This window comes from Streptomyces sp. NPDC006925 (genome assembly GCF_042869575.1).
In the GTDB taxonomy this organism is placed as follows: domain Bacteria; phylum Actinomycetota; class Actinomycetes; order Streptomycetales; family Streptomycetaceae; genus Streptomyces.
The window spans coordinates 131,024-154,719 of the sequence record NZ_JBIAGB010000015.1; the positions used below are offsets into that span (position 1 = coordinate 131,024).

Below are 23,696 nucleotides of genomic sequence, written 5' to 3' on the forward strand. Positions count from 1 at the left end.
ACTGGCCCATTTCAGTCACGCTGGGTAATGACCCGTGAGGGGTAGGCAGATGGACGCAGGCCGGCTCATCGCCGCCACACGCCAGGCCCTCGCGCTCAGCGCGGACGTGTCCGACACTCTCGCCGAGGCCTGGCAGGCGCAGGCGCTCGCCGCGGCGGTCGGCAGCCATCTCGCGGTCAGCGGCCCCCCGGCGGTCCGGTCGGAAGCGCTGGGGCTGAGCGAGGTCGGCGGCAGAGCCAACGGCTCCAGGAACCAGGCAATGCGGGCCGGGGCGGTGCGCGCAGCCCAGCTCTCGGAGATCGACGATCCCCGGCGCACACTGGACGACCTGGGCGCACTCCTGGGCGAGGCCGGGGTCGCCCTGGTCGGCGTCGCGGTCACGGCGGAGGAGGAGGCGCTGTACTGGCAGTGCATGGAAGCCATCGACGCGGCCGACGAGTCGGGCGACCGGATCGCCGCGATCCTCCGCACCCTGGCCATGCGGGAACGCGGCAGCCTGGCGTGACCGCCCGGCGGTCGCGCGGCTCTACTCGCCGCAGCCGGTGACGAGTTCGTAGCCGGCCTCGTCCACCGCCTCGCGGGCGGCCGCGACAGCGCTGCCGACGGGCGCGCGGGAGGATGCGGAGCGGCACGTCGCCGTCGCCGAGTTGCTGGAACGGGTCGTCCGGCGCGGCCGGCACGACGGCCAGTTCGACGACCGGCTCCCGGCGGACTGGCTGGTCTCCGTCGTCATCGCCCTCGCGCACACGGCGAGCGAGCAGGCGGACGCCGGACGGCTGCCCCCGGACCGGGCCCGGGAAGTCCTCCGCACCAGCCTGCTCCGCCTCCCGCGAGCCGACTCGGGACGGGACGAAGAGGACGGCGGGACCGGCAGAACCGGCAGAACCGGCAGAACCGGCAGAACCGGCAGGACCGGCGAGGACGCCGCTCGGGACGGCTGAAGCAGGTCCGGCACGGCCGAGGCGGGCGCACCGGCCCGGGCCGGTGCCCGCGCCGCCCCGCACCGCTGTGCGACCAGGCAGTATGGGGGCATGCGACTGCGAATCTTCACCGAGCCCCAGCAGGGGGCCGACTACGACACGCTTCTGAAGGTCGCGAAGGCCACCGAAGACCTCGGCTTCGACGCGTTCTACCGCTCCGACCACTATCTGGCCATGGGCGACTCCGACGGACTGCCCGGGCCCACCGACGCCTGGATCACCCTGGCCGGGCTCGCCCGGGAGACCAGCCGCATCCGGCTGGGCACGCTCATGACCGCCGGAACCTTCCGGCTGCCGGGGCCGCTGGCGATCCAGGTGGCCCAGGTGGACGCCATGTCGGGCGGCCGCGTCGACTTCGGCCTGGGCGCGGGGTGGTTCGAGGCGGAGCACACCGCCTACGGCATCCCCTTCCCCAAGGAGAAGTTCGGCCGGCTGGAGGAGCAGCTCGCGATCATCACGGGGCTGTGGGAGACCCCGGCCGGTGAGACGTTCAGCCACCAGGGCACCTACTACCAGCTCACGGACTCCCCCGCGCTGCCCAAGCCGCACCAGGAACACATCCCGGTCCTGGTGGGCGGCTTCGGCGCCACGCGCACGCCGCGGCTGGCGGCGCGCTACGCGGACGAGTTCAACGTGCCCTTCGGCTCCCTGGCCGACACCGAGCGGCAGTTCGACCGGGTGCGGGCCGCCGCCCGGGACCGCGGCCGCGACGCCGCGGAGCTGGTGTACTCCAACGCGCTGGTGGCCTGCGTGGGCCGGGACGACGCGGAGGTGGCCCGCCGCGCTGCGGCCATCGGCCGCGAGGTGTCCGAGCTGAAGGAGAACGGACTGGCGGGCACGCCGGAGGAGGTCGTGGACCGGATCGGCCGGTTCGGCGAGCTGGGCAGCTCCCGCGTCTACCTCCAGATCCTCGACCTGAGCGACCTGGACCACCTGGCACTGATCGCCGATCAGGTGCAGGCCAAGCTGTCGTGACCCCGCATCCCGCGTCCCCGCTCGCCCGGGCACTCGACCGGGGCACCGTACTGCTGGACGGCGGGCTCGCCCACCAGTTGGAGGCGCAGGGCAACGGCCTCGGCGACGAGCTGTGGTCGGCCCGCCTGCTGGCCGAGGCGCCCGGGGAGGTCGAGGCCGCGCACGCGGCGTACGTCCGGGCCGGGGCGCGCGTGCTGATCACCGCCAGCTACCAGGCGTCGTTCGAGGGCTTCGGGCGCCGCGGCCGGGATACGGCGCAGGCGGCGGCGCTGTTCCGGCGCAGCGTGGAGCTGGCGCGGGCGGCGGCGCGGGGCGCGACCGGCGAGCAGGTGTGGGTCGCGGCCTCGGTCGGCCCCTACGGCGCGGTGCTCGCGGACGGCAGCGAGTACCGGGGCCGGTACGGACTGGGCGTCGCGGAGCTGGCCGACTTCCACCGGCCGCGGATCGAGGCGCTGGCGGCGGCGGAGCCGGACGTCCTCGCGCTGGAGACGGTGCCCGACGCGGTGGAGGCCGAGGCGCTGCTGCGGGCCGCGGCGGACTGCGGGCTGCCGGTGTGGCTGAGCTGCACGGTGGCGGGCGGGCGCACCCGCGCGGGGCAGCCGCTGGCGGAGGCGTTCGGGCCCGCCGCGGGCAATCCGCAGGTGGTCGCGGTCGGCGTGAACTGCTGCGCGTCCGAGGAGGTGGACGCGGCGCTGGAGGCGGCCTCGCGGGCGTGCCCGGGGGTGCCGCTGGTCGCCTATCCGAACAGCGGCGAGGGGTGGGACGCGGCACGGGCCCGCTGGACGGGGTCGCCGTCGTTCGCGGCGGGGCGGGTTCCGGAGTGGGTGGCGCGCGGGGCCCGGCTGGTCGGCGGCTGCTGCCGGGTGGGGCCGCGGGACATCGCCGCGGTGGGGCGGATCCTGCGGCAGGACGGCTGAATCGGGCGGGGCGCGTGCGGCGTCGGGGCCTGTCGACTCCTCGCGGTGCGCGGGGCGCTCCGTCAGGATGAGCGCATGGGATTCCATGTCGACTCCGAGACCGGGCGGCTGCGCCGCGTCATCGTGCACCGGCCGGGGCTCGAACTGAAGCGGCTCACCCCCTCCAACAAGGACGAGCTCCTCTTCGACGACGTGCTGTGGGTGCGCCGGGCCCTGGAGGAGCACGACGCGTTCGCCGGTACGCTGCGCGAACTCGGCGTCGAGGTACATCTGTTCGGGGATCTGCTGACGGAGGCGCTCGACGTCCCCGCCGCCCGCGCACTGGTCCTGGACCGGGTCTTCGACGAGAAGGAGTACGGGCTGCTGGCCACCGACCATCTGCGGGACTCCTTCGACCGGCTGCCGACGGCCGAGCTGGCGGAGGCGCTGATCGGGGGCATGACCAAGCGCGAGTACCTGGAGCGCTGCGCCGAGCCGGCCTCGGTGCGCTTCCATGTGATGGACGAGGACGACTTCCTGCTGGCCCCGCTGCCCAACCACATCTTCACCCGGGACACCTCCGCGTGGGTGTACGACGGGGTGTGCATCAACGCGATGCGCTGGCCGGCGCGGCAGCGCGAGACCGTCCACTTCGAGGCCGTCTACCGGCACCATCCGCTGTTCGCGGCCGCCGCGGACGGCGGTCCGAGCGGCGGTTTCCACACCTGGGCGGGCGGCCAGTCGGCGTACCCCGCCACCATCGAGGGCGGCGACGTGCTGGTGCTGGGCAACGGCGCGGTGCTGGTCGGGATGAGCGAGCGGACCACCCCGCAGGCCGTGGAAACCCTGGCGCACGGGCTGTTCGCGCAGGGCTCGGCCCGGTCGATCGTCGCGCTGGACATGCCCAAGCGCAGGGCCTTCATGCACCTGGACACGGTGCTGACGATGGTCGACGGGGAGACCTTCACCCAGTACGAGGGGCTGGGCATGCTGCGCTCGTACACGATCGAGCCGGGTTCCGGCGCCCAGGAGCTGAAGGTCTCCGACCACGCCCCCGAGCACATGCACCGGGCTGTCGCGGCGGCGCTGGGGCTGGACCGGATCCGGGTGCTGACCGCGACGCAGGACGTGCGCTCCGCCGAGCGGGAGCAGTGGGACGACGGCTGCAACGTGCTGGCCGTCGAGCCGGGTGTCGTGGTGGCCTACGACCGGAACGTGACGACCAACACGCATCTGCGGCGGCAGGGCGTCGAGGTGGTGGAGATCCCCGGCGGTGAGCTGGGGCGGGGGCGCGGTGGGCCGCGCTGTATGAGCTGCCCGGTGGAGCGCGACCCGGTCGTATAGGAATTCATTGCGCCGTATACAATTGCGGACAGCACTGCACGCGCGCACCTAGGAGCCCCCATGGCAGCAGATCTCACCGGCCGCCACTTCCTCAAGGAGCTGGACTTCACGCCGGAGGAGTTCCGCGGCCTCGTCTCCCTGGCCGCCGAGCTGAAGGCGGCGAAGCGGGAGGGCACCGAGCAGCCGCGACTGCGGGGCCGGAACATCGCATTGCTGTTCGAGAAGTCCTCCACGCGCACGCGCTGCGCCTTCGAGGTCGCCGCCGCCGACCAGGGAGCGCACACCACCTACCTGGACCCGGCCGGCTCGCACCTGGGCGTGAAGGAGTCCATAAAGGACACCGCGCGCGTGCTCGGGCGGATGTTCGACGGGATCCAGTACCGCGGCAGCGGACAGGAGAAGGTCGAGGAGCTGGCCGCGCACGCCGGGGTGCCGGTCTTCAACGGGCTCACGGACGCGTGGCACCCCACCCAGATGCTCGCCGACGTGCTCACCATGACCGAGCACGCGCCGGGCGCGGCGGGCAGGCCGCCGGAGGAGCTCGCCTACGCGTACCTGGGCGACGCGCGCAACAACATGGGCAACTCCTACCTCGTCACCGGGGCGCTGCTGGGGATGGACGTGCGCATCGCGGCCCCGCGCCCGCTGTGGCCCGAGGAGCCGGTGGTCACCCGGGCCCGTGAGGTGGCCGAGCGCACCGGCGCGCGGATCACCCTGACCGAGGACGTGGCCGAGGGCGTCGCCGGGGCGGACTTCCTCGCCACCGACGTCTGGGTCTCCATGGGCGAGCCGCAGCAGGTGTGGGCCGAGCGGATCGCACTCCTGAAGCCGTACGCGGTCACCATGGACGTCCTGCGGGCCACCGGGAACCCCGAGGTGCGCTTCCTGCACTGCCTGCCGGCCTTCCACGACCTGGGCACGGCGGTGGCCCGGGAGATCCACGAGCAGCACGGACTGACCTCACTGGAGGTCACCGACGAGGTGTTCGAGTCGGCGTACTCGGTCGTCTTCGACCAGGCCGAGAACCGGCTGCACACGATCAAGGCCGTACTGGTGGCCACGCTGGGCTGACGCCGGCCGGGCACCCGGAGCTATGGCTGTGCGGCTGTGCGGCTGTGCGGCTCTGCGGCTCTGCGGCTCTGCGGCTCTGCGGCTCTGCGGCTCTGCGGCTGTGCGGCTGTGCGGCTGTGCGGCTGTGCGGCTGTGCGGCTGTGCGCATAGTCATACGGGTATCCGCGGGATCATGCAGGCGCGGCACTTACGATGGAGGACATCTCGAAGGGTCCGGGCACCCGCCCGGACCCTTCCCTTGTGTCCCCGTGCCAGGCACCCCTGCGCACGTCCCGCCTGTGCACCCACCCCGTGCACACCCCCGCACCATCCTGGAAGTCCCATGCCCCGCACCGGCCTGCGTCTGAAGTCCCCCGATCTGCTGGTCACCGAGTCCGGCGCCGACCTTGAGGGACACGGCCTCAAGCGCACCCTCGGCCCGTTCCAGCTTGTGTGCTTCGGCGTCGGCGCGATCGTCGGCACCGGCATCTTCGTCGGCCTGTCCGACACCGTCGCCGAGGCCGGTCCCGCCGTCCTCGTCTCGTTCGTCCTGGCCGCACTGACCTGCGTCTTCACCGCCTTCTCCTTCGCCGAGCTGGGGAGCGCCATCCCGGTCTCGGGCAGCTCCTACTCCTACACCTACGCCGCTCTCGGAGAGCGTGCGGCGTTCCTGGTGGGCTGGTGCCTGCTGCTGGAATACGGCGTCTCGGTCTCCGCCGTCGCGATCGGCTGGGGGCAATACCTCAACGAACTGCTGGAGAACACCGTCGGGGTGCGCATCCCGGCCGCCCTCGCCGACGCCCCCGGGCACGGCGGCGTCGTCAACGTACCCGCGGTGGTCGTGATGCTGCTCGCCGCCGTGCTGCTGGTGCGCGGCGTGCGGGAGAGCGCGCGGGCCACGGCCGCGATGGCAGTGATCAAGGTCGGCATCCTGGTGCTCTTCTGCGCCATCGCCTTCACCGCCTACGACGCCGGGAACCTCTCGCCGTTCACACCCGAGGGCCTGGGCGGTATCGGAGCGGGCGCGTCGCTGGCCTTCTTCTCCTTCATCGGGTTCGACGCCATCTCCACCGCCGGTGAGGAGGTCAGGAACCCGCGCCGGAACGTCCCGCTCGCGATCCTGGTGACCATCGGCTGCGTGGCACTGCTCTACTGCCTGGTGTCGGTCGCGGCCATCGGCGCGATGCCCTGGGAGCAGGTGGGCGGCAAGCCCGCCGCGCTCTCGCTGATCGTCGACCACGCCACGGGATCGGCCTTCGGCTCCACCGTGATAGCGCTGGGTGCGGTGGTGGCCATCGCCTCGGTGGTGCTGGCGGTGATGTACGGGCAGACCCGGATCCTGCTGTCGATGTCCCGGGACGGGCTGGTGCCGCCGGTGTTCGCACGGGTCTCGCCCAGGACCTCGACCCCGGTCGCCAACACCTGGATCGTCGCCGTCGTCTTCGCCGTCCCCGCAGCCGTGGTGCCGCTGGACGTCGTGCTCGACATGACGGTGATCGGCACCCTGGCGATCATGGCGGTGGTGAACGTGTGCGTCCTGGCGCTGCGCCGCTCGCAGCCCGGGCTGCGCCGCAGCTTCCGGGTGCCGTTCTCCCCCTGGTCGCCGCTGCTGGGCGTGGCACTGAGCCTGTACCTGATGTCCGGGCTGCCGCTGGTGACCTGGATCCAGTTCGCGGCCTTCCTGGCGATCGGAGCGCTGGTCTACTCCCGCTATGGGCGGCCCCGCTCCCGGTTGGCCGGGGCGTCCGGGGAGCAGTCCCCGGGCGGGAAACGTCCGGACGGCGCCCCCTCGGACGGCGCCCCCTCGGACGGCACGCCCTCGGACGGCGCCCCCGCGGGCGGAGAGCCGCCGAACGGGGACCCGGCGGCCGCGTCCCGTTCCTCGGTCGGGGCCTGACCGCCCGCAGACCCGGCCCTCGGGCACGTCGGAGTACGTCGGAGTACGTCGGAGTACGTGACAGCGCGTCGGCCGTGCCCGTCACGCGCGCGGCTCTTCGCGGTCGATTCGCCGGTTCCGTACGAGCCGTCCGAGTCCCCCACAGCGCCCCCAGTGCCCCCCAGTGCCCCGCCCGCGGGCGATGCCCGCCGGTTCGGCACCCGGACGGCGCCCCGGCGCGGGTACGGTGCCCCCGGTGGCACCGCACGCCCTCCGCCCCGTACCGCGGTGCGCGGCGGCGCGCACGGTGCCGCCGACCACCGGCGGTACGCCTCGCACCGGCCCGCGGACCGCGGGAGCGGGCGAGTGAGAGAGCGGAGAGTGCGATGCGCGTGGGACTGCTGAGGGCTGTAGGAGCGGCGACGGCCGTGTACGGCGCCGCTGTCACGGCCTGGCCCGCGCTGCTGGCCAAGCCGTCCGGGCTGGTGGACCAGGACGGCCGGACCGCCCCCGACACCCGTACCTCGCTGCGGCCGCTGGCCTGGCGGGACGCGGCCAGCGGCCTCGCCCTCGTGCTGGCACCGGAGGGCGCCGCGCTGCGGACGGCCGCCTGGCTGCGGATCGCGGCCGACCTGGGCGACGCGGTACTGCTCGGCACGACCCTCCCCCGCGCCACCCGGGCCAAGGCGGTGGCCGTCTCGGTGGGCTGGGGCGCGCTGTCGGTGGCCGCGCTGTGCGCGGGCCGGGAGGACGCGGACGCGCAGGCAGCCGGGAGGGACTGACTCCGCCCTCCATCGTGCGGCCGCCGCGCTGCGGTGCCGCCGGCACCCAGCCACCACCCGGCACCGCGGGCCGCCCGGCACCGCGGTGCCCGTCCGGGACCGACCGCGGTGCCCGTCCGGGACCGACCGCGTTGCCGACGCGGCCCCCGCCGCCGCGTCCGGCGCCCGGGCCGCCCTCCGTACGCACCCGCTCACCGGGCGCGGCCGTCCGTCCGGGGCTACGCTCGGATCATGGAGGGTCGGGGTCGGCACCGTCACGCGCGGCCGGCGAGCGCGGACGATCTGCTCTCGCAGCTCGGACAGCTCACCGCCCGGGTCCGCGAGGAGGTCGAGGTCCAGCGCGCGCGGGTCGAGCTGGCCGAGGCCCTGCAGCGCGGCATGCTGCCCTCCACCCTGCCGACCGCGCCCGGCCTGCGCGTCGCGGCCCGCTACGCTCCGGCCCGCAACGGCCTGGACATCGGAGGCGACTGGTACGACGGCTTCCTGCTGTCCGACGGCACCCTCAGTTTCTCGGTGGGCGATGTCCAGGGGCACGACGTGGAGGCCGCCGCCTACATGGGCCAGGTGCGCATCGCGCTGCGCGCCGTGGCCGCCATGGGCTCCACGGACCCCGGCGAGATCCTGCACACCGCCAACGAGCTGCTCGCCGCGATCGACAACCCGCTCTTCGCCACCTGCGTCTTCCTGCGCTTCGACCCGCGCACCTGGAGCGTGCACACCGCGCGCGCCGGACACACCGGCGCGGTGTGGGCGCGGGCCGACGGTGTGTGCGGCGTCGTCGACCACACCCCGGAGGAGATCGGCCTGCCGCTGGCCGTGCTGGAGGGCCAGACCTACACCGTCACCGAGTACCGCTTCACCCAGCCGGGTGCACTGGCTCTGCTGACCGACGGGGTGGTGGAGGGGCCACGCTTCCCGTTGGAGCAGGGCCTCGACCAGGTGGCGCGGGTGCTGCGGGACGGCGTGCGCGAGGACCCCGAAGTGCTCGCCGACCGGGTGATGGAGGTGGCGGAGCAGACCGGGCACACCGACGACGCGGCCGTACTGGTGCTCAGCTATGACGGGCCGGAGGCGTGTCAGACGGACCGTGCGGCGCCGGGCGTTGTCTGATGAACGATGTGCCCCCCAGCGAGACGACAGCCGACCACCCGCCGGAACCCGCTCCCGCGCCGACCGGTGCGCTGCTCGGCGACACCCGGTCGCGGCTGCTCGCGGCCTACGTGCTGCGGCTCGTCGTGCTCGCTCTGCTCTACTACGGCGGCGGACGGCTCGGCCTGCTGTGGAAGGTGGCGGTCGAGGGCGCGGTCGTCACCCCGTTCTGGCCGCCGACCGGTATCGCCGTCGCCGGACTCCTCTGGTTCGGGCTCCGGGTGTGGCCGGGGGTGGCCCTCGGCGCGCTGCTGGTGCTCACCAACATGGGGCCGCTGAGCTGGACCTCGCTGGGCTCCGTCGCGGGCAGTGCGCTCGCCCCGGTCCTCGCCTGCCTGCTGCTGCACCGCGCGGGATTCCGCGAACAGGTGGACCGGCTGCGGGACGGGGTGAGCCTGGTCTTCCTCGCGGCGTTCCTGGGCATGCTGGTGAGCGCGACCGTGGGGACCCTGATGGTGGTGGCGGGCGGCAACCTCACGCTGCACGAGTTCTGGCCGGTCTGGTCCGCGTGGTGGGCGGGCGACGCGGTCGGCGTCCTGGTCGTCACCCCACTGCTGTTGTCCCTGCCCAAGCTGGGCCGGCCGCGCAGCGTCCTGCAGGCGGTGGAGGCCCTGGGACTGGGCGCGGCGACGACGGTACTGGCCATCGTGGTGACCCGCGCCCCCATGGACCTGCTGTTCCTGATCTTCCCGCTGCTGGTGTGGGCCGCGCTCCGGTTCCAGCTGGCGGGCTGCGCGGTGAGTACGACCATCCTCGCCGTCGCCGCGACCGGGGCCGCCACCGCGCGGGTGGGGGTCTTCGCACGAGAGGACCTGATCACGGGCATGATCACGCTCCAGGCCCTGAACGGCTCCGCCGCGCTGACCACGCTGCTGCTGGCCGCCGTCACCGCCGAGAAGCGCAACACCCACCGAAGGATCGCCGCCGCCTGCGAAGATCTCGCCGAGATGGTGGAGGTCCTCGCCCCGCAGGGCCGCGGTCCGCGCTCGTTCCCGGCCGGCGGACGAACGGGACAGCGCCAGGGATAAGGTCCCGCCATGGCCCTGTCTCCGCCCGGCGAGCCCCCGTCCGTGCCGGCCCCGTCCGTGCCGGCCCCGTCCGCCTCGTCCCCTTCCATGCCGTCCCGTTCCATACCGTCCCCGTCCATACCGTCCCCGTCCGTGCCGACTCCGGACGCGGCCGCATGGAAGGGAGCGCTGGACGCGCTGGGGCCATGGCTGGCCGCGGTGGGTCCGCGGCGGCACGCCGACTGGCTGCAGGACGTCTCGGCGGTGCTGCGGCTCGGCACCCGGGACCCGCGGGGCTGGCACACCGTCGACCAGCACGCGGGGAGCCCCTCCCGCACCTCGCAGGCCCCGTACTACCCGCTTGCCCTGGTGGACGCGCACCACCTCAACCACCACCTGGAACTGATCAACCGGCGGGAAGCCACCATGCTGCTGACGCGCCACTGCGCCGAGTACGGCGACCCCCCGCTCCACCGCCGTTCCGAACCGGCCCTGCGTGCCGCGGCCCGCACCGCCCTGGCCAGGTTCGGCCCCGCCGCGGAGTTCGCCACCAACGAGGACCTGCTGGCCGACGAGTTCGTCGACGACGCGTTCGATGACGCATCCGACGGCGAGGAGAGGGGTACGGAGGCCGCCGACAGGTGCCGCCGGACGCTCGCCGTCTCCTGCCTCACCCATCCCGCAGCCGAGCGGGACGGCTACATCCTGGACCTGGGGGTGGTCGCCGCCTCGGAGGCCGAGGTCGGCGTCTTCTGGAACTACTTCATCGACTGACCCCGACCCCTGCCGACGCGGGGCGGCCTCAGGAGGTGAGATGCGCGAGGAGCTCCGGGCTCACCGGATAGGGCTCCTCAGCGGGCAGCAGGCTGCGAGCACCCGTCAGGTCACCGGCACGCACGGCGGCGTGCACCCGGTGGGCGAGCGGAGTGACGTCGGTGAGCGAGACCGTCCACTCGTCGGCGTAGCGGCGTGCGGCCTCACCCGCCAGGCCGAGCTGGAGGGAACGGTAGGGCAGCGGACGCAGATGCAGGTCGCGTTCGGGATCCCACTGCACCCGGGCCGGGGACTCCCGCAACTGCCGCTTCCACGCCGCGCGGTCGGGATGCCGCTCCGCGTCGTGGTGCGACAGGCAGGCGCGGCGCAGCGCCCACTCGAAGCCCTCGCGGGTGATCTCCACGGCCAGCACGGTCTCCTGGTCCTGCTTGGTGGCCCAGCCGCAGCGGTACATCATCCACAGGAAGGACGGTTTGATCCAGGTCATCCGGTCCCGCTTCCAAGCGGCGGGGAACCGGCCGTCACGGGCGGCGGGCACGCCGAGCCGGGGAGCGTACGCCTGGTAGACGGTGACCGTGGACGCCGTGTGCAGCGCACGAATACGGCGCGCGGGTTGTTCGTGCTGATGTTCGTGCTGAGGTTCTGACACGGCGTCCAGGATCATGCGCCGACGGCCCGCAGACCACCGGTTTTCCGGGGGGCCGGGCGGGCGGCGACAGGCTACCGGTCAGAGGATCTCCAGCGGACGCTTGCGGTGCGGCGGCGGGAAGGCCTCGTCCAGCACGGCACGGTCCTCGTCGGTGAGCCGCAGATCGGCCGCCGCGCGGTTCTCCTCGACGTGCGCGCGCACCGAGGCCTTGGGGATGGCGATGACGTCCTCGTGGCGCAGCACCCAGGCCAGCGCCACCTGCGCGGGGGATACTCCGTGCGCGTCGGCGACCGTGCGCAGTGCGGGGTGCTCCAGCAGCCGCCCCTGCTCGACCGGGGAGTAGGCCATCACGGGGACCGCCAACTCGCGGCAGCGGGGCAGCAGATCGAACTCGGGGCCGCGCCGGGAGAGGTTGTAGAGCACCTGGTCGGTCTCCGGCACGGCTCCACCGGGCAGGTCGGCGAGGTCGTCGGTGTCGAGGTTGCTCACTCCCCAGAAGCGGATGTCGCCCTGGCGTACCAGGTCCTCCAGCGCCTCGACCGTCTCGGCCAGCGGGACACCGCCGCGCCAGTGCAGCAGATAGAGGTCGATGCGGTCGGTGCCCAGCCGGCGCAGGCTGGCCCGGCACGCCTCGACGGTGCCGCGCCGGTCGGCGTGGGAGGGCAGTACCTTGCTGACGAGGAACACCTCGTCCCGGCGGCCCTGCACGGCCTCGCCGACCAACTCCTCGGCAGCGCCGCTGCCGTACATCTCGGCGGTGTCGATGAGCGTCATGCCCAGGTCGATACCGGTGCGCAGCGCCTCCAGCTCCCGGGCCCGGCGGGAGGGGTCGTCACCCATGTGCCAGGTGCCCTGGCCCAGGGCCGGGACGGCGGTACCGGAGGGGAGCTTCACAGTGCGCACGAGTTCGCGGTCCTTTCCGTGGGCGGCGGTTGCGGCCGGGCCCGGCGGGATGCACCGGTCCGGCGGGAGCCGGGTACCCGGCGGCCCCGGGCCGGACGCCCGGTGCCGGACCCATGATCGCTCACACCGCGGCGCGCTGCGGCATCCGTCTGCCGTTGGCGAGGCCCCCGGGGTCGAGCCCCAGCGCGGCGGCGGCGGTGGCGCCCACGTCCGCGAGGCTGTCCGCGTCCGGCAGCAGCTCCACTCCGGACGCTCCGGGGCGGTGGATGAGCACCGGCACATACTCGCGGGTGTGGTAGGCGTGCCCGATGGTCGGGTCGTTGCCGTGGTCGCCGGTGACCACGAGCCGGTCCCCGGGCCGGTCCAGCAGCGCGACCAGCGCGGCCAGCCCCGCGTCGACCTGCTCCAGGATGCGTGCGTACCGTTCGGTGTCCTGCTGGTGCCCGGCCAGATCGCTCTCCTGCACGTTGGCGACGACCAGGGCCTCACCCGGCGCGCGGACCGCCTCCGCCGTGTGCGCGAGGACGTCTGCCGTGGGCACGGCGGGGCGGCGGACCGCTGCCTCGCAGGCGAGGATGTCCGCGGCCTTGCCGACGAGGGTCACGGGGATGCCGGAGCGGGCCGCCAACTCGGGCAGTTGCCGGGTGTGGTCCAGCTCCGCGCCCAGGTGCCGCACCTGGAGGCCGTCGTGCCGGTAGAAGCCGCTCGCCGGGGTGTCCAGACCCACCGTGCCGCCGTCGCCGTCGCGGACGAACTCGGACAGCGGGCCGTCCGCGTGGCCGCCGACCGCGATGACCCGGGCGACGGGCGCCACCGCGCGCACCGTGCGGGCGACGGCGAGGATGCCGTCGAAGCCGACGGCATCCAGCTCGGCCGACGCGTTCCAGTTGATGCCGGGGTCGGCCTCCAGGTTGTCGTGCACCAGCACACTGCCGTCCACCAGCAGCAGCGGCCGACCGCCGAGGAGTTCGACCCGGTGCCCCGCCGTGCGCAGGGCCGCGGTGACCTCCGTCAGATGCTCGCCGAGCCGGGCGACGGTCACCCGGCTGAAGTCCGCGCCCATCATCGTCTGGTGGCCGGCGAAGGTGTCGGCGCCGGGGTAGCCCAGCGCCGCCCGGCCCGCCGCGACGGGCAGCCGGGTGCCGCGGGCGAGGTCGGGGTGCGGGTGGACCAGGCCCAGGCCCAGCGCGCCGAGGACGGGCAGCCGCAGCGGCCTGCCGAGCGCCTCCCGGGCGTGGTCGAGCACATGGCCGCAGGTGTCGGCGGTCAGGTCACCGGGACGCAGCGCACCGGCGTCCGGCATCGCCCCGATCCCGAACCCGTCGACGACGAGGATGACGGTGCGCCCCCGATCGTCCCGCCCGCCGGTCACAGCGCCCTCCCCTGTGCGTCGTACAGCCCGGTCAGCCGGGGTCTTCCGGACTCGAGCCCGGCCACCACCGCGACCTTGGAGCGGGTCACGAAGACCTGGGTGCGGAACGCCAGCAGCGCGGTGTCACCGGCCCGCACCGGCCGGCCGGCGCCGGGGGCGGCCAGCAGCCGGTAGTAGTCGATGTTCTCCGCGGGCGCGTCCTGCACCGCCAGCCGCTGCCCGGTACGGGGCAGCAGCGCGGAGTTGAGGTGCGCGCGCGGGTAGAACCCGCCGCCGAACAGTGCCGGCCGCCCGTCCGCCAGCGTGTGCGCGACTTCCGACACGTAGACGTAGGCGGGCCGTTCGGGCTGGCCGGTGTCGGTCGCGTGCAGCGGTGTGGTGCCGGTCAGGGCGTGGCCGGGCTCGCCGTGGGTGGCGCCCAGCCGCGCGAGCAGCGGCAGACTGGCCACGGAGGTGGCGCTGGGTGCGCTGAGCTTCAGGTCCCGGTGTCCGCGTGCGGCCAGCGCCTCGCGGGCTTCGAGGGCGACGTCGAAGGTGGGGGTGGGCTCGGGGAGGCCGGTCTTGGCGTCGCACAGAACGCAGGGGAACGCGGTGACTCCCGCGATCCGGATGCCCGGCAGCCGCTCGGCCTGCTCGGCGAACGTGTCGAGCGCGGTCAGCGGGACACCGCCCTCCTGCCCCGGGTAGACCGAGCCGGGGGCGCCCTCGAGCCGGACGAGGACGTCCTGCACCAGGCCCAGGCCCTGCGCCGCCGCGGAGACGGCACGCGCATTGTCGAGGTCGAAGACGGTGACGGTCTCCGGCCGCAGCGCCAGCAGCTCGGGGAGGGCGCGGTGCGGGATCTGCACCAGGTGGCCGAGGTTCCCGGCGCGGGCTCCGGCCGCGTGCAGGGTGCGGGCCTCGTCGGTGTCGATGGCGGCGAACCGGGGGATGGCGCGCGCGACGGCCCGGATCAGTTCCGGGTTGCGGCCGAACTGCTTGACCACGAACCACAGCGACAGGTCCAGGCGCCGGGCCGCGTCCGCGAGCAGGGCCGCGTTCTGCGTGATGGCGTCCAGGTCCATGACGTAGGTGTCGGGTGGGATCTCGCCGCGCCGGTGGAGGTCGGCCGCGGTGTCGGCGAGCTCCGGATTGCGGGCAAGGAGGCTGTCGAGGAACACGTCAGTCCTTTGCGCGGTGCTGCGGTACGTCGTGCGGGGCTGCGGGCGCGGCATGGTGCCGGGGCGCTTCGGGCGCTGGAGGCGCGGGGGCAGGTCCGGGCGCTGGGGACGCGGGGTGTCCGGGTGCTCCGGGCGCGGGTGGTTCGGCACCGATCACCGCCAGGGAGCGGCGCAGGATGTCCAGGACGAGGTCGGCACCGGCGCGCATCGGATTGACGCGGACCACCCAGTCGGCCAGCTCGGGTGCGTCGTCCAGGGCCGAGCTGGACATCCGGTAGAAGAGCGGCGCGATCTCGTACCGGGAGTTGGAGCCCACCGGGTAGGGCGCCGCGCCGAACCGGGCGGCCACCTCGGGCAGCCGCCGCGCCACGGGCGTATCGAGCTGCACGAGCAGGCATCTGTCCTGCGCGTTGGCGAGGCGCACATCGGCGACGCCGGGCACTTCGCCGGCCGCGAGGCGCTCGGCGATCTCGGCGCCGACCCGGGACTGCAGGGCCCACATCACCGGCACGTGGGTGAGGGCGCGCAGCGCGTCGAGCGCCTGGTGGCCCTGGACCTGGCCGCCGCCGGAGTAGTTGTCTGCGTGCATGCGGGCGACCAGGTCGGCGGCGCCGACGACGGCGCCGACGCCCTCCGGGCCGTGCAGCTTGAACAGCGAGAAGCAGGAGGCGTCCGCGCCGAGTTCGACTCCGGAGGCGGGCACCCGGAAGACGGCGTAGTTGTCGTCGGTGAGGGTGCGGACACCGGCCTGCCGGCAGGCGGCGAGGACCTCGCCGGGATCGTAGGAGTCGGCCAGCCGCTGCCGGGTGTGCTGCACGTACGCCCAGCGGAAGCGGCCGGAGGCCAGCACGCTCCGCAGCGCGTCGAGGTCGTTGAAGTCGGCTTCGATGGTCTCGACTCCGAGCCCGCGCAGCGTCACGGCGGTGGTGCGGTAGACGGGGGCACGGTGGATGAGCAGGGGTTCGCCCGGGCCGACGGCGGCGGTCAGGGCGGCGCGGATCGCGCCGGTGCCCGCGCCCTGCACGAGTGCGGCGTCCTCGGCGCCGAAGTACGCGGCCAGCACCGCCTCGACGCGCGCGGTGGTCAGCGGGCGGCCGAGCTCGGGGACCACCCCGGCGTCGGCGGCGAACAGCTCCGGTCCGGCGAAGTGCGCCGCGGTGGCCTCCAGCAGCCGGAACTGCTGTCCGGCCGCGTCTTCCACCGGGACGGTGTCCAGCGGGAACGTGCGGGGCAGCGGCGGGGGTACCGGCCTCGAGCCGTGCGCGTCCGGCATGTCGGACGCGTTCGAGGGGGTGGCGGCCATCTCAGATCTCCTCCGGGCTCGCACCGGTCAGAAAGCGCAGCGGGTTGCGCCGCGTCAGCACATCGATCAGTTCGTCGTCCACGCCCGCGGCGCGCAGGGCGGGCAGGAACGAGCGGAACAGATGCCCGTAGCCCGTACCACCCTCGCTGCGCAGGTAGGCGTGGCGGGAGATGTCGCAGCTCAGCAGTGCCCGGTCGGCGTGCCCGGCCTCCAGGAACGCGAGGAGCAGCCGCAGCCGCTCCTTGTCGCTCTGGTAGCTGTCCTTGCCGACGGTGTCGAACGCGACGTAGGCGCCGGCCTCGGCGAGTCGCCGGTGCACGGCGGGTGCGGTGAGCAGGTCCTGGTGCCCGACGCAGATCCGGTGCGGGGCGAGACCCGCACCGGTCAGCAGGTCGAGCTGGGCGAGTCCGCCGTGGCCGAGCTGGGCGTGGGTGGCCACCGACAGGCCGGTGGCGACGGCCGTGTGCGCTGCGGCGCGCAGCACCCGGGTCTCGGGTTCGCTGGGGGCCTCGCCGTGGCTGCCCACCTCGCCGAGCACCCCGGGGCGGATCCCGGTGGGTGCGCCGTCGGGTCCTGCCATGCCCTCGCGGACCTCCGCCGTCAGGGTGGCGGCGAGCTGTTCCACGGAGGCTCCGGCCAGGTCGCCGGCCGGATGGAAGGGCTCGTAGTACCACCCGGTCGCGGCGACGACGGCCACGCCGCTGTCCCGGGCTATCCGGGCGAGGGCGGCCGGATCGCGGCCCATGCCCCGGCAGGTCAGCTCGATGACGAGGGAGAGGCCGTATTCCTCGCGCAGCGCAGCCAGTTCCCGGCCGACGGCCGGTCCGTGCCGCTGCGCGTCGAGGACGGCGGCTCCGTCGTTGCGGCGGTCCAGGTCGAGGACCAGGTGTTCGTGGGCGAGAACGGGACCGGTGACGGATGCCGCCGCCAGCGGCCCGGCGACCGTGTGCACCCGCGGCTCGGTGCCGCGGTGCGGGTGGGGGGTGGAGCTCGCGCTCATCGGTGGGCCTTCCTGGTGGCGTGCTGCCTGGGGCCGCTCGTGCGATCCGGCGGGATCGCGGGCCCGGGGGGCACGCCCCGGTCGGGACGGATCAGCCCTTGAGAGGGGTGAAAAGGTCGAGCCAGTAGAGGATGTTGAGCAGGACGCCCCCGATGATCACTGCGGTGGGCGCGGCCGCCATCCGGACGACGGGGCGGCCCATCGCCTCGTTGAGCAGGTAGAGCCCGCCCACGATGAGGATGCCAAGTCCGCCGCCCATCGCGTTGGCCGCCATCAGGGAGCCGAAGAGGATGGCCAGGTGGAGGCTGTCGGTGATGGCGTTGCGCAGGTGCTCGGAGGAGTCCCGGACGCTGGGGAGCTTGCCGAGGACCTTGCCGATGGAGGAGAGCGCCAGGACCTCGAGGGCGAAGACGGCCGCTCCGACCACCGCCGCCAGCACCGGGTTCGGCATCAGGTAGCCGATCGGGTAGACGAGCGTGAATCCGGCGATGCCGTAGGCGCCCGAGGCGAGCGCCGTCGTCGCGATCAGCGGGACGAAGCCGAAGACGCGGTAGAAGTCGACCTGCGCGGCCTCGGAGAAGTGGCCCTTGGCTATGAGGAAGCTGGTGGCTTCGCCGCCGCCGAATATGTGCATCTGGGCGAGGACGCAGACGCCCGCGCCCAGGACCATGAACAGCGGCAGATAGCGGCGCAGCCGGGTGGCGCTGGCGCTGAAGAGGGAGGCCATCGGATCGTCGTCGGGCGCTGAGTCCTCGGAGACGGCTCCCGGGGCGGTGGCGGCCTGACGGTCCGCCTTGCGCTGCAGCAGGTCCTTGCGGACGGCGAGGCCGATCAGCAGGAGGACGCCGACCGCCATGGCGAGCGCGCCGGCGAAGATGTCGGGCCACAGCTTCATCGTCATGACGACGAGGGCCAGTTCCACCGCGCCGGCCGCCGCGCCCCACGCGCGTCCGAACTGCTTGGTGATGGCCAGCACCGGGAAGAGCGTGAAGAGGAAGAGGATCGGCGTCGACATCTGCTGCATGGCCGTCAGGAAGTCGACGGGCAGGTCGTGCGCCACCTCGTTGGCGCCGTTGAGTCCGAAGACGACCACCGCGCCCCATCCGGCGCCCAGCAGCGGCGCCAGCCACTTCTTCGGGGCCAGCAGGCCCAGGATGTCGGTGGGCAGGAAGAGCAGCCAGGGGTTCAGGACGCCGGAGGAGAGCGCCATCGGCGCGCCGAGCCCGAAGATGAAGCCCGCGGAGAGCCCGAAGGAGACCGCGGTGGTGGCCGAGCGGGTGGTCCGGCCGTGGATGAAGTCCAGCATGAACGGGCGCACTCCGTCGTTGAAGACGGCCAGCGCCATGTGCGAGATGAACGCGGTCAGCGCGCACAGCAGGATCACGGTCAACTGCTGCGGCAGCGAGAAGTCCAGTCCGGCGTCTGCGGCCAGTTGGAGGCCGGTGGTGCTCATCGTTCTCACGGGGTTCGCTCCTTACACGCCCGGGGGTTCTGCGCCTGGACCCGGTCAGGCACGCGCGAGGGCGCGGGCGAGCAGGGGGGCGATGGTCTCGATCTGGTCCATGGAGAAGCCGAAGACCTTCTTGCCGTCGGCGATCAGTGCCGCCACTTCGTCCGCACCGGGGACCGTGCGGCCGAAGGTGTGGCAGGCGGGCTGGCCGAGCAGCCCCACGAGGACGCCGAGCGAGGCTCCGGCCCCGGTGTGGCAGGTGCCGAGGTAGTAGTCGGCCTGGCCGGAGCGCAGCTTCATGGCAGCGTCCATGTCGCTGGAGACCACGACCTCGACGCCGTCCAGGTCGAGGGCGCGGACGGCGTCGGCCACTTCGGTCTTGCCGACTCCGCCGGTGAGGATCTTCGTCATGAGTGGGTGCCTCTCGTCTGTGCCGCGGGGCCCGGCGGCGGGTCCCGGAGGTGTGTCGGGGGTGTTTTGGGGAGGGGGCTCGGGGAGGGGTGGTTCGGTAACGGCGTCCCGGTGGTGCCCGGGGTGGTCGGGGTGGTGGGGTTCCGTGTCTCCGGTGTCTCCGTAGCGGGGATCAGGGGGGACACCCGCTGGGCGAGCACGGCCAGGTGCATGGCCAGGAAGTTGATCTCGGAACCGGGCAGCGAGGCTCCCAGTTCGGCCTCGGCGCGGGTGGCGACGCGGCGGGCGCGGGAGACGGCCGCCGGGTGGTCGGCCAGTTCCGCCGCGACCTGCTCGTCGGTCTGGAACTCCTCGATGGGCTCGCCGTCGAGCAACCGGGTGAGGGCCATCATCAGATGGCTCGTCAGCATGCCCGCGGTCTCCTCGGTGACCGGAGCGCCCTCGTCGGCGAGCGCGGACAGCTCCGTCGTCACGAAGTCGGCCACTTCGGGGCGGACCTGGCCGCCGTCCCGGAAGAGCTGGATTCGGAGTGCGAGTTGGTCGTCCACGGCGTTCTCCTCGACGGGCGACAGAAATCGGGATTCTGGATTCTCGGGAGCGGCCGCACCCCGTCGCGAAACGGGGGCGGGTCGACGGGTGCTGCCGGGGCGTCAGTCAGTACGAGGGCATCCGGTCTCCTCGTACGACCGCGGACTGCAGTTTCGTCACCCGTTCGGTGTCGATGGCCTCCCGTATGGCGTGCAGTGCGGCCACGCTCTCGGCTCTGCCGATGACCGCCGCGCTGGAGTTGCGCAGCGAGAGGTCCCGCGCTATCTCGTCGCCGAGCGGCAGCACCTCGATGCCCTCGCCGAGCCGGCCCTGCACCTCGTCCAGGTTCCAGACGGTGGCGTCCGCCTTGTCCTGCACCAGCAGATCGAGGAGCTGCATGTAGGAGCACTCGATCCACTCGACGTCCGCCCGGCCCGCGAACGCGCGTTCGGCGAGCAGCCGCTGGTCCTCCGAGGCGTGGTCGACCGCGACGCGGAGGCCGGGCGCGTCCAGCGAGCCCCCTTCGCGCAGCAGTACTCCGTGGGCCCCGACATAGGTGGTCGGACCCAGGTCGACCACCAGCGAGAGGTCCTCGGGATATTCCTCGATCAGGCGGTCCGCGGCGTAGCGGGAGAGGACGACCAGGTCGGCCTTGCCCTCCAGCAGTGCCGTCGCCCTGCTGCCCGCCCCACGCATGAAGGTGATGCCGAAGGGCGTCCCGGCGTCGTCGAAGGCGGCGCGCAGACCGGTCGCCAGGCCCTCGTAGCGGCGGGAGTAGGGCAGCGGCATCGCGGCGAGCAGGGTGCCCAGCCCCGACAGCCGCCACAGGATCGAGCGGTCCGACCGGACGAGGAAGGTGCCCAGATGGCCGCGCGCGGCGGTCTCGATCGCCCCGGCCTCCTCCAGCAGCCGCAGCGCACCCTGGACGGTGCCGTTGCCGCAGCCCAGCTCCTCGGCGAAGTCCCGGACCCGGGGCAGCCGGCGCTCCGGCTCGTACTCCAGCAGGAGGAGCGCGAGCTGGCGGGCCGCCAGGCCGTTGCGGGTCAGGAACCGCTCGTCGTAGTCGTTCACGACGGCACAGTAAACAGAATCCTGGATTCTTGACAAGACCCCCACCCGGATTCCTCCGGGCACCTCGGCCCCGCTTTCCGGGTGGAGAGAGTCCGAGTCGACGGAGGCTCACCATGCGGAGAACTGCTAGAAAAGGTGCATGCGCGGACTTTTCGGGCGCCGATCGACTCGGCGTGGACAGCACCGCCAGGTGCGGTCCGCCTCCGCGCATTCCGCGCACGGCCCGGGTGCCGAGCGGACGCCCTCCCGGGACAGGCCCCCCGACAGCGGGCCGCCGGCCCGCGAACGCCTCTTCCGGCTCCCGTTCGGCCCCCGCACCGTCGCCGGCGAGGTCTTCTTCCTCCAGGTGTCGGTCATCGTGCTGCTGATGATCGCCGTGGTGGTGGCCTTCGTCCTGCACGCGCGCTGGAGCAGCACCCGGCAGGCCGACAAGCAGTCCCTCGCCGTCGCCACCACGTTCGCGCGCTCCCCGGACGTCCTGGCCGGGCTGGAGAGCAAGGACCCGACCGCGGCGCTGCAGCCGCGCGCCGAAGCGGTCCGCAAGGCGACCAAGGTCTCCTACGTGGTCGTCTGGAAGCCCGACGGCACCCGCGTCACGGCGCCGCAGCGGGACCTGATCGGCAAACGCGTCGCGGGCCCCGTGCAGGACCTCGTGGACAACGCGCGGGAGGGCCGCTCGACCACCAAGACCCTCCAGGCCGCCCCCGGACTGACCGTGAACTCCGCCGTCCCCGTCACCCGGCCGGACGGCACCCTCGCCGGACTGGTCTCCACCGGCGTCACGGTATCCCGGGTGAACGAGGGCGTGAAGCGGCAACTGCCGGTGCTGCTCATGTCGGCCGCCGGGGCACTGCTGCTCGCCTCGGGCACCGCCGCGCTGGTCAACCGGCGGCTGCGGCGCCAGACCCACGGTCTGGGGCCCGAGGAGATGACCCGGATGTACGAGCACCACGACGCGGTGCTGCACGCCGTCCGGGAGGGCGTGCTGATCGTCGACGAGACGGGGCGGCTGATCCTGGTCAACAACGAGGCACGACGGCTGCTGGAGCTGCCCGAGGACGCCGAGGGGCGCCCTGTCGACCAGGTCGGGCTGGGCGCGGGCATGATGGGCCTGCTGACGTCGGGCCGCGCCGCCTCGGACGAGGTGCATCTGGCCAAGGGCCGGCTGCTGGCCGTCAACATCCGCTCCACCCGCAGCGGGGAGGGCCCGCCCGGGCGGGTGGCCACGTTGCGGGACACCACCGAGCTGCACGCGCTGGAGGGCCGCGCGGAAGGCGCACGGAAGCGGCTGCGGCTGCTGTACGAGGCCGGGGTGCGAATCGGCACCACGCTGGATGTGACCCGCACCGCCGAAGAGCTGACCGAGGTGGCCGTCCCCCGGTTCGCCGAGTTCGCCACCGTCGAACTGCTGGACCCGGTGCTGCGCGGCGAGGAGCCCTCCGCCGCGCGCACCGACATGCGCCGCACCGCGATGAGCGGCGTCCGCGACGACGCGCCGCTGCTCCCGGTGGGCGATGTCGTCCGGACCGTGGAGACGCTGCGCGGCCACGCCGAGGAGGCGGGCGAGCAGTCGGTCCTGGAGGCCGACCTGCGGCAGGCCGACGACTGGCTGGCACAGCAGCACGACCAGGGCCGGGCCGCGCTGGAGTACGGCATCCGCTCGCTGATCAGCACCCCGCTGCGGGCCCGCGGCGTGGTGCTGGGCAGTGTCGACTTCTGGCGCACCGACCGCAGCGAACCCTACGGCGACGACGACGTGGCCTTCGCCGAGGAGCTGGCCGCACGGGCCGCGGTGAGCATCGACAACGCCCGCCGCTACACCCGCGAGAACGCCATGGCGGTCACTCTCCAGCGCAGTCTGCTCCCCCGCGGCCTGCCCGACCAGGACGCCCTGGATGTCGCCTCACGCTACCGGCCCACCAGGGCCGGGGTGGGGGGCGACTGGTTCGACGTCATTCCGCTGCCCGGCGCCCGGGTGGCGCTGGTGGTCGGCGACGTGGTGGGCCACGGACTGCACGCGGCCGCGACCATGGGCCGGCTGCGCACAGCCGTGCTCAACTTCTCCTCGCTCGACCTGACCCCCGAGGAACTCCTGGCGCACCTGGACGAGCTGGTCGACCGGATCGACCAGGACCAGACCAGCGAGAGCAACGGTGCGACCGTCACCGGAGCCACCTGCCTGTACGCGATCTACGACGCCGTCTCCGGACGCTGCACCGTGGCCCGCGCCGGCCACCCGGGACCCGCGCTGGTCGCGCCCGACGGCACCGTCGACTACCCGGAGGTGCCCGTCGGCCTGCCGCTCGGCCTGGGCGGCGCCCCGTTCGAGACGGCGGAGCTGCACCTGCCGCCCGAGAGCCAGCTCGTCCTGTTCACCGACGGACTGGTGGAGGACCGCGAACGCGACGTCGACGACGGCCTCGCCCTGTTGCGCCGGACCCTGACCGGCCGTCCCGGCAGGTCGCCCGAGGACACCTGCCGCGCTGTGCTCGACGCCCTGCTGCCCGCCGAGCCCAGCGACGACATCGCCCTGCTGGTGGCCCGCGCCCAGGTACTCGATCCCGAACAGGTCGCCCAATGGGAGGTACCGGCCGACTCCGGCGCGGTGGCCCCGCTGCGCGCCCAGGTCAGCCGGAAGCTGGCCGAGTGGGGCCTGGAGGAGACGTCCTTCACCACCGAACTCATCCTCAGCGAACTGGTCACCAACGCCATCCGCTACGGCAGCGAACCGATCCGTGTCCGGCTGCTCCACCAGTCCCGTCTCACCTGCGAGGTCTCCGACGGCAGCAGCACCTCGCCGCACATGCGCCGCGCCGCGGCCACCGAGGAGGGCGGCCGCGGCCTGTTCCTGGTGGCGCAGCTCGCCGAACGCTGGGGCACGCGCTACACACCGCACGGCAAGGTGATGTGGACGGAACAGAACCTGCATCCCGAGGAACACCGCCCCGATGAGGACGCCGACAGCCTCCTCGACCAGTGGGGCGAGTCCCTGTGACCCGGTGAGCCCCGCGCGGCC

At 73.5% G+C, this 23,696-nt stretch carries 21 protein-coding genes and 1 pseudogene; 12 read left to right on the forward strand and 10 right to left on the reverse strand.

Annotated features, from left to right (window positions below; genetic code table 11):
• The first annotated feature begins 49 nt into the window (after positions 1-49).
• From ACFYNS_RS20880 to ACFYNS_RS20930, 11 genes are all read left to right on the forward strand, one after another.
• Positions 50-505: a DUF6099 family protein gene (locus tag ACFYNS_RS20880; RefSeq protein WP_074999891.1), complete on the forward strand. Its 456-nt coding sequence runs from the start codon at positions 50-52 to the stop codon at positions 503-505.
• Positions 506-647: 142 nt separating this feature from the next.
• Positions 648-941 carry a hypothetical protein gene (locus ACFYNS_RS20885; RefSeq protein WP_388604417.1) on the forward strand — a complete coding sequence of 98 codons (294 nt, stop codon included), beginning with the start codon at positions 648-650 and terminating at the stop codon, positions 939-941.
• 90 nt (positions 942-1,031) lie between these two features.
• Positions 1,032-1,955: an LLM class F420-dependent oxidoreductase gene (locus ACFYNS_RS20890; protein WP_360292018.1), complete on the forward strand. Its 924-nt coding sequence runs from the start codon at positions 1,032-1,034 to the stop codon at positions 1,953-1,955.
• Positions 1,952-2,872 (forward strand): homocysteine S-methyltransferase, encoded by a 921-nt coding sequence (gene mmuM, locus ACFYNS_RS20895; RefSeq protein ID WP_388604419.1) that lies wholly within the window; start codon positions 1,952-1,954, stop codon positions 2,870-2,872. The genes ACFYNS_RS20890 and mmuM overlap by 4 nt, the downstream gene beginning before the upstream one ends.
• A gap of 75 nt (positions 2,873-2,947) precedes the next feature.
• Entirely contained in the window at positions 2,948-4,195 is a 1,248-nt protein-coding gene (locus ACFYNS_RS20900) for an arginine deiminase (RefSeq protein WP_360292023.1), read from the forward strand.
• A gap of 60 nt (positions 4,196-4,255) precedes the next feature.
• Positions 4,256-5,266: an ornithine carbamoyltransferase gene (gene argF / locus ACFYNS_RS20905; RefSeq protein WP_360292025.1), complete on the forward strand. Its 1,011-nt coding sequence runs from the start codon at positions 4,256-4,258 to the stop codon at positions 5,264-5,266.
• Between the two features lie 322 nt (positions 5,267-5,588).
• Positions 5,589-7,142 carry an amino acid permease gene (locus ACFYNS_RS20910; protein WP_388604422.1) on the forward strand — a complete coding sequence of 518 codons (1,554 nt, stop codon included), beginning with the start codon at positions 5,589-5,591 and terminating at the stop codon, positions 7,140-7,142.
• 365 nt (positions 7,143-7,507) lie between these two features.
• Positions 7,508-7,903 (forward strand): hypothetical protein, encoded by a 396-nt coding sequence (locus ACFYNS_RS20915; protein WP_360292031.1) that lies wholly within the window; start codon positions 7,508-7,510, stop codon positions 7,901-7,903.
• A gap of 231 nt (positions 7,904-8,134) precedes the next feature.
• Positions 8,135-9,013, forward strand: a complete 879-nt coding sequence (locus ACFYNS_RS20920) for a PP2C family protein-serine/threonine phosphatase (RefSeq protein ID WP_360292034.1) — start codon at positions 8,135-8,137, stop codon at positions 9,011-9,013.
• Positions 9,013-10,080 carry an MASE1 domain-containing protein gene (locus tag ACFYNS_RS20925; protein ID WP_360292037.1) on the forward strand — a complete coding sequence of 356 codons (1,068 nt, stop codon included), beginning with the start codon at positions 9,013-9,015 and terminating at the stop codon, positions 10,078-10,080. Before ACFYNS_RS20920 ends, ACFYNS_RS20925 begins: the two co-directional genes overlap by 1 nt.
• 132 nt (positions 10,081-10,212) lie before the next feature.
• A complete protein-coding gene (locus ACFYNS_RS20930; RefSeq protein ID WP_360292040.1) occupies positions 10,213-10,833 on the forward strand; it encodes a hypothetical protein in 621 nt (206 codons plus the stop codon).
• 28 nt (positions 10,834-10,861) lie between these two features.
• On the opposite strand, the gene ACFYNS_RS20935 is transcribed toward ACFYNS_RS20930, so the two are convergent.
• The 10 genes and pseudogenes from ACFYNS_RS20935 to yhfZ all read right to left on the reverse strand — a co-directional run bounded on the left by ACFYNS_RS20935 (position 10,862) and on the right by yhfZ (position 20,680).
• Positions 10,862-11,497 carry a DUF4291 domain-containing protein gene (locus ACFYNS_RS20935; protein WP_360292042.1) on the reverse strand — a complete coding sequence of 212 codons (636 nt, stop codon included), beginning with the start codon at positions 11,495-11,497 and terminating at the stop codon, positions 10,862-10,864.
• A gap of 63 nt (positions 11,498-11,560) precedes the next feature.
• Positions 11,561-12,385 (reverse strand): aldo/keto reductase, encoded by an 825-nt coding sequence (locus ACFYNS_RS20940; RefSeq protein WP_388604425.1) that lies wholly within the window; start codon positions 12,383-12,385, stop codon positions 11,561-11,563.
• A gap of 121 nt (positions 12,386-12,506) precedes the next feature.
• The gene (locus ACFYNS_RS20945) at positions 12,507-13,688 is read right to left on the reverse strand and encodes a phosphopentomutase (protein ID WP_388604459.1); all 1,182 of its coding nucleotides are present in this window, start codon (positions 13,686-13,688) and stop codon (positions 12,507-12,509) included.
• Positions 13,689-13,753: 65 nt separating this feature from the next.
• Positions 13,754-14,917, reverse strand: coding sequence for an alanine racemase (locus ACFYNS_RS20950; protein WP_388604427.1), 1,164 nt, complete (start codon positions 14,915-14,917; stop codon positions 13,754-13,756).
• Position 14,918: 1 nt separating this feature from the next.
• Entirely contained in the window at positions 14,919-16,190 is a 1,272-nt protein-coding gene (locus ACFYNS_RS20955; protein ID WP_388604461.1) for an aminotransferase class V-fold PLP-dependent enzyme, read from the reverse strand.
• 31 nt (positions 16,191-16,221) lie between these two features.
• Positions 16,222-17,220 carry a phosphotriesterase gene (locus tag ACFYNS_RS20960; RefSeq protein ID WP_388604429.1) on the reverse strand — a complete coding sequence of 333 codons (999 nt, stop codon included), beginning with the start codon at positions 17,218-17,220 and terminating at the stop codon, positions 16,222-16,224.
• Positions 17,221-17,311: 91 nt separating this feature from the next.
• Complete coding sequence (locus ACFYNS_RS20965; protein ID WP_388604463.1) at positions 17,312-18,673, reverse strand: YhfT family protein; 1,362 nt, start codon at positions 18,671-18,673, stop codon at positions 17,312-17,314.
• Between the two features lie 54 nt (positions 18,674-18,727).
• Complete coding sequence (locus ACFYNS_RS20970; RefSeq protein ID WP_360291400.1) at positions 18,728-19,081, reverse strand: DUF2620 domain-containing protein; 354 nt, start codon at positions 19,079-19,081, stop codon at positions 18,728-18,730.
• 176 nt (positions 19,082-19,257) lie between these two features.
• Positions 19,258-19,629: pseudogene (locus ACFYNS_RS20975) on the reverse strand (PRD domain-containing protein); the annotation flags it as partial.
• Between the two features lie 106 nt (positions 19,630-19,735).
• Positions 19,736-20,680, reverse strand: a complete 945-nt coding sequence (yhfZ, locus tag ACFYNS_RS20980) for a GntR family transcriptional regulator YhfZ (RefSeq protein WP_360694336.1) — start codon at positions 20,678-20,680, stop codon at positions 19,736-19,738.
• 139 nt (positions 20,681-20,819) lie between these two features.
• Here yhfZ and ACFYNS_RS20985 point away from each other — a divergent pair, with 139 nt between their 5' ends.
• The gene (locus ACFYNS_RS20985; RefSeq protein ID WP_388604431.1) at positions 20,820-23,675 is read left to right on the forward strand and encodes a SpoIIE family protein phosphatase; all 2,856 of its coding nucleotides are present in this window, start codon (positions 20,820-20,822) and stop codon (positions 23,673-23,675) included.
• The last annotated feature ends 21 nt before the right edge of the window (positions 23,676-23,696 follow it).